The organism is Pedobacter sp. 05L430, assembly GCF_056397585.1.
Genome location: NZ_JBFTNT010000374.1, coordinates 1 through 5,746, shown reverse-complemented (window position 1 = coordinate 5,746; position 5,746 = coordinate 1). Strand labels below are relative to the sequence as shown.

Annotated in this window: 5 protein-coding genes; 2 read left to right on the top strand and 3 right to left on the bottom strand. The window is 37.4% G+C overall.

From position 1 onward, the window contains the following. Nucleotides 1-541 (top strand): helix-turn-helix domain-containing protein (locus tag AC1DG9_RS25005; protein WP_477635455.1); only part of this gene is annotated, 541 nt, incomplete at its 5' end. 5 nt (nt 542-546) lie between these two features. Here AC1DG9_RS25005 and AC1DG9_RS25000 read toward each other — a convergent pair. The 3 genes from AC1DG9_RS25000 to AC1DG9_RS24990 form a co-directional block, all read right to left on the bottom strand. After that, a complete protein-coding gene (locus AC1DG9_RS25000) occupies nt 547-879 on the bottom strand; it encodes a DUF6686 family protein (protein ID WP_246269702.1) in 333 nt (110 codons plus the stop codon). Nucleotides 880-1,224: 345 nt separating this feature from the next. Beyond that, on the bottom strand, nt 1,225-2,061 hold the full coding sequence (locus AC1DG9_RS24995; protein WP_477635454.1) for an alkaline phosphatase family protein: 837 nt from the start codon (nt 2,059-2,061) through the stop codon (nt 1,225-1,227). An 85-nt stretch (nt 2,062-2,146) separates the two neighbouring features. Continuing rightward, nucleotides 2,147-3,442: a hypothetical protein gene (locus AC1DG9_RS24990; protein WP_288879303.1), complete on the bottom strand. Its 1,296-nt coding sequence runs from the start codon at nt 3,440-3,442 to the stop codon at nt 2,147-2,149. A 267-nt stretch (nt 3,443-3,709) separates the two neighbouring features. On the opposite strand from AC1DG9_RS24990, the gene AC1DG9_RS24985 reads away from it, so the two are divergent. Then, a partial coding sequence (locus AC1DG9_RS24985; protein WP_477635453.1) for an alpha-galactosidase occupies nt 3,710-5,746 on the top strand: 2,037 nt, incomplete at its 3' end.

The following is a 5,746-nucleotide window of genomic DNA, read 5'->3' as shown; positions in this document are numbered from 1 at the left end:
GCACCAAATCAAAATAAGTACTTCTGAGGAAGAAGATGCCTTTATCCTTTTAAAAAAGGATTCTATGATCACCAATTTCATCAGTTCACTTTCTGCTTATTACAATGATGAGGGTAAAATAGACGAGAAATTTTCCAATATCAAAAGAGAAGAACTTCTATTGATCCTTTTGCAAAAGCAACCTGAGTTGTATCCTATTTTCTTTGATTTTGGACATCCGGAAAAAATAAACCTCGAAGAATTTATGAATCGCAATTATAAATTCAATGTAAGCATTGAACGTTTTGCTTACCTTACAGGAAGAAGTATCTCTGCATTTAAAAGGGATTTTAAAGATATTTTCCATGACACGCCTAGCCGATGGCTGGTTAAGAAACGCCTGGAAGAAGCTTACTTTCTGATAGAAAGAAAGGGAAAGAAACCTACTGATATTTATATTGATCTTGGATTCGAGGACTTGTCGCATTTCTCCTTTGCTTTTAAAAAGAAATACGGATTGGTTCCTTCTCTTCTGAAAAATCAGGTGTTAAGCAGAGGATAACATGGTTAATGTCCTGTATCTCTTTCCATCAACATATAAACTTCATTCATATATGTTGCTTCTGAAAGTGCTGCCCTAAAGTCTTCCAGCTCTTCTGGATCAAAAGTAAAACTGATATCATCATTTGGAGTATGTAAAATTATTCGGTCTTCTCCATCAGGGAAAGGCAATGAATTGCTTTCAAAACAGATCGTGTCAACAACTTCTTTAAAGGAAGTAAATCCTATTGCCGGGAAATTGAGCACAAGGTTGTGGTGCCATATGTAATACATCTTGCATCCAGCGCAGCAGCTGATGACTGTTTTTCCTCTGGTTGTTAATACTCTTGTCTGGCACATGTTACTTGTTTGTGCCTGAATTACCCATGCCCATTAACATGGGTAACCAGGACTTGATACATTATCAAATTAACTAACTAAACTAAGATCAGCGGGGCGCTGATCTGCACCAAAGGTATAACAATTTTTCATTATTTATAATTATTCTAAATAAAGAATTATTTTAAAAGAGTATAGCCTTATTGGGGACCCTATGTCAATAGCACACGATAGTAATGCCCTTGCTCTGCCTCAGCTGTACTTGAGGAATGCTTCAGACTTGCTTCATCGAAGTTGATACTGAAGCAAGCCTCAAGGAGAGCTAAACCATGGCTGAAGGATAGGAAGGTAACAGAGAAGATATTCCTACTTAAATATCGCATTTGGTACAACCCCTGTCCAGGCAGCAGGTAGCTTGCTTACTCCAAAAATCTTTGCCAATACCAAAGCTGTATTTTTATTGCTGTTGAATTCGGTAATCAGACCACGTTTCCTGATTTGAGGTCCGGTAATGGCCCATGGCACCTGCATTTCCGACATTGACACACCACCATGTCCCTGGTTAATGCCACCATGGTCTGTAATTAGCAGAAAGTGCGTATCTTTATAAATTCCAGCTGTTTTTAGTTTGTTCAGCAATATGCCAATTTCAACATCTGCATCCTCAATAGCCTTAATATATTCAGGAGACATCCACTTGAAGCTGTGACCAGCATGATCAGTATGTACGCTGTATAAAAATACAAGTGTAGGGCTTTGTTTATTTTTTAATAGAAAATCGTATGCTTTGCTATAGTTTTCCTGATAACGATCATTCTCTTCAAAATTAACCTCATCAAGGTATTTTTTATTAATAGGATTGATCAGTTCTTTCCAGTTATAGTAGTAGGCAATTTTTGACGAGGGTACTTCATCCTTCAAAACCTTAAATATTGAAGGGTAATATCCCTCTTTATCTGTCGCAATTGGAGTAAGTGGATGTTTTTCCATTGTCCAGTCATTACTGGTTATTCCATGCTCTTCCGGGCCTGAGCCAGTCATGTGGCTGGTCCAATTTGGAAGTGTAATGGATGGCATTACCGGCCTGGTAGTTAGCGAAAGTACGCCATCAGCGACCATCTTGTCCAGATTAGGATGTTTTGCTGTTTTAAATCCCTCGGAACTAAAACCATCCAATCCAATAATAAGAACACGAGCAGGCAACAAAAAAATGTATACGTAAAGTATTTAAGGTTAATTGATTAAAAGATAATTTGAATTCAAATGGATGTATGATTCGAGGTTTTTTTTAGAAAGTTTCATGTGTACTCAGATCATGTAGCTCAGGTGAAACTGCTTTACCAATGCCATTAAATAATATCTTAATTCCCATTACCTTGCCTATTGATCGCTGATATTTAGTAAAAAGTACTTTTTTACCGTTTAAAACGACTGATGCCTGCTTATTTTCTACTTTAATCATTACCTCGCCGCCATTTTCAGGATTAAAAGCGAGGGCGCCCAAAAATTGTTCAGAGCCTAATACCCTGACTTCCGAAAATTTGTATTCAGAGAAAGCCACACAGCTCCGTCTGTTTAACTTTAACAGGTGTCTGTGCTTTTCACCTAAAATGATAATTGTAGTTTCAACACATTGAGTGCCTGGTCTGCTTTGTTCGGCAAATATTTTACAGGAGAAAGAAAAATTATCTCCGTTAATATGTGATGGCTTGATGTTGCTAAAGCCAACCACAAAGGGCTTATGCGTGTCAAGTCCTGCTGAGTCGAGTTGTTTTGGCGATACATAAATGTTTTTTGGATCCAGTGATTTTAACCCTGCAATGGGGAATGCCCTGGAGGTATCGTTACCAGAATTGGCTACCCAGCCCTTGGTTTGCATATAGGCCGAGGCTGTATCTATTGGCTTATTGTGATATAACAATGTTGCATACACCACTCCTGGGTTTCTAAAGAATTTTGTGATCTTGTTTTTACCCTTAATGGAAGACACCAATGCTTCATCCATAAAATCTACCTGATATTCTTCATTTTCATCAAAAGAAACCTTTGAGTTTAGTTTAAATACAGCGGTATGTGGTACACTGCCGAAAGGATTTTCGCACACCAGTTTTACCTGCATAGACTCGGCTGTATTTTTCCAAAAGAAGACAATGGCTAATATAACCAAAACCAATGCTGCAAAAATAGCAACAACAAGTCGCGGTACTTTAGTGTCTTTAGGTACTTCAATATCATTTTCCTGATCAGTAGAGATGGATGTAACATTCTCGATCTTTAAAGTTGCGAAAACCAGTTCAAATTCCTGCCAATCGCGATAACCAATGAATTGCGATAATGCATCTCTGGTAGCTTTTTGGGGAAAATAGCGTTGGGGAGTTTTCAATCGGCCAAATATCCTTTTAAGTGTATTTACACTTAAATACACACCCGTTTGTTTGCCCAATTGACTACTTAATCTATTGTAATCTTCAATCCGCCATTCAGTAATGGCTTTGTCTCCCATCTTTTCTGTTATTTTCTGGCAGCAAAGATCTAATGCTTTAAAAAAAGATTGATTTACCGGCCGTACAGAATTAGAATCCATTTAAGAGTATCTCCTTAATAATTAAGCAATTATAACTACAAAACACTGCTTTCTCTTTGTATGGCCATTTGCATCTTTTTTACACCTTTTAGAAATAGATTTACGATCACAATTAACACATCCTTGTACAAACATATAAAATAACCGACCAATCAGGTATGTATTTTCTGTTAAACTTTTACCAGAAATGAAAAACATGCAGACTAAATTGTTTTACTTAGACAAAAAATGATATTCAAAAAATCTTTAAAACTTTTCTTAATATTTATGACCATAGGACAAAGTAACTTTGCTCAGAAAACATTTGAGATCACTACAAAAAACAATGTACTTGTTTTGGAAACGGATAAGGACAATTCATTGCTTTTGAGTTACATCGGCAAAAAGCTAAAGAACACTGCAGAGTATTCCAGCATTCAATCTCTGGATAAATACAAACCTGGTTCTGACGACCTCTTTAACAAACGCGAAGCATACATTGCCTCGGGTTCTTTGAATTTATTGGAACCTGCCTTAACAGTAACCCATGCTGATGGAAACAAATCTACCGAACTTACATTTTCCAGAGTCGAAGAAAAGCAGATCGATCAAAATAGAAAACTGACCAGTATTGTACTCAAAGATGCAAAATACAATTTTGAGGTTAGCTTACACTATTTATCTTACTTTAATGAAGATGTAATAGAACAATGGGTACAAATTGTACACAAGGAAAAAGGGGATGTTGTTTTAAATAAATATGCCTCAGCAAATCTTACCCTTAGTGGTAAGAAATTCTTTCTAAAAAACCACTATAGCGGTTGGGGCCGTGAAATGCGCTCTGAGGAACAACAGCTTTTGCATGGAATAAAAACAATTGATTCGAAACTTGGAACCAGAAATAACCTGCTAAACTCCTCTTCTTTCATGATTTCTATTGATCAGCCGGCCACAGAAGATTTAGGAGAAGTTGTTGCTGGCTCATTGGAATGGACAGGAAACTTCAGGCTGGATTTTGAGACTTTTGATGAATATTACTTAAGGCTAACTGCTGGAATCAATAACTTTTCTGGGAATTACACGCTAAAACCAGGAGAAGAATTTATAACCCCCCGTTTTGTTTATACCTATTCGGCAAATGGAAAAGGCATTGCGAGCAGAAACCTGCAAAACTGGGCAAGAAATTACCAGTTACTGGAAGGTATGGGCGAGCGATCAACGTTGTTGAATAACTGGGAAACTACATATTTCGATTTTAACGATGAGAAATTGAATCACCTTATTCAAGATACCAAAAAACTGGGTGTAGATGTATTTTTACTGGATGATGGTTGGTTCGGTAACAAGTTCCCTCGAAATAATGCCACAGCAGGTTTGGGTGATTGGCAATTTAATAAACAGAAACTAGCCAATGGCATTAGTGCTTTGGGCAAGGAGGCGACAGCAAATGGTGTAAAATTCGGTATTTGGCTGGAGCCGGAAATGGTTAATCCAAAAAGTGAACTTTATGAGAACCATCCCGATTGGATTATCAGACAACCAGAAAGAAAGGAATACTACATGCGCAATCAATTGGTTCTGGACCTTAGTAATCCAAAAGTTCAGGATTTTGTATTCAATACTGTAGATGAGGTTTTTAAGGAAGTACCCGATTTGGCTTTTATCAAATGGGACTGCAATTCACTGATCTATAATGCCAACTCCCCTACTTTAAAAAACCAGGATCATTTTTATCTGGAATATGTAAAGGGCTTGAACAGTGTACTTGAGCGAATAAGAAAAAAATATCCAAAAATACCCATGATGCTTTGCGCTGGTGGCGGTACAAGAGTAGACTATGCAGCACTAAAATATTTTACTGAATTCTGGCCAAGCGATAATACCAACCCTTTTGACCGCATTTTTATTCAGTGGGAATATTCTTATTATTTCCCTTCGGTAGCTGTTGATAATCATGTTACAGATATGGGTAAGCAGCCAATCAAATTTAAAACTGATGTAGCCATGATGGGTAAACTGGGCTATGATGTGAAGGTAAATGAGCTGGACGAGAAAGAGCTTCTGTTTAGTCAAAATGCCGTTAAAATATACAATAGCATTAAAGACATTGTGTGGCACGGGCAGCAGTACCGGCTTCAGGATCCCTATGAAAACAAAGTAGCTGCCATATCATATGTTAGTGAGACCAGAGATACAGCTATAATCTTCAATTATTATGTCTCTACGCTTTACAATGCTAAAAACGCCATTCCTATAAAGCTTAAAGGCCTTGATCCTGACAAAATGTATAAGATTGAGGAAGTCAACCTTTACCCGGGTACAACC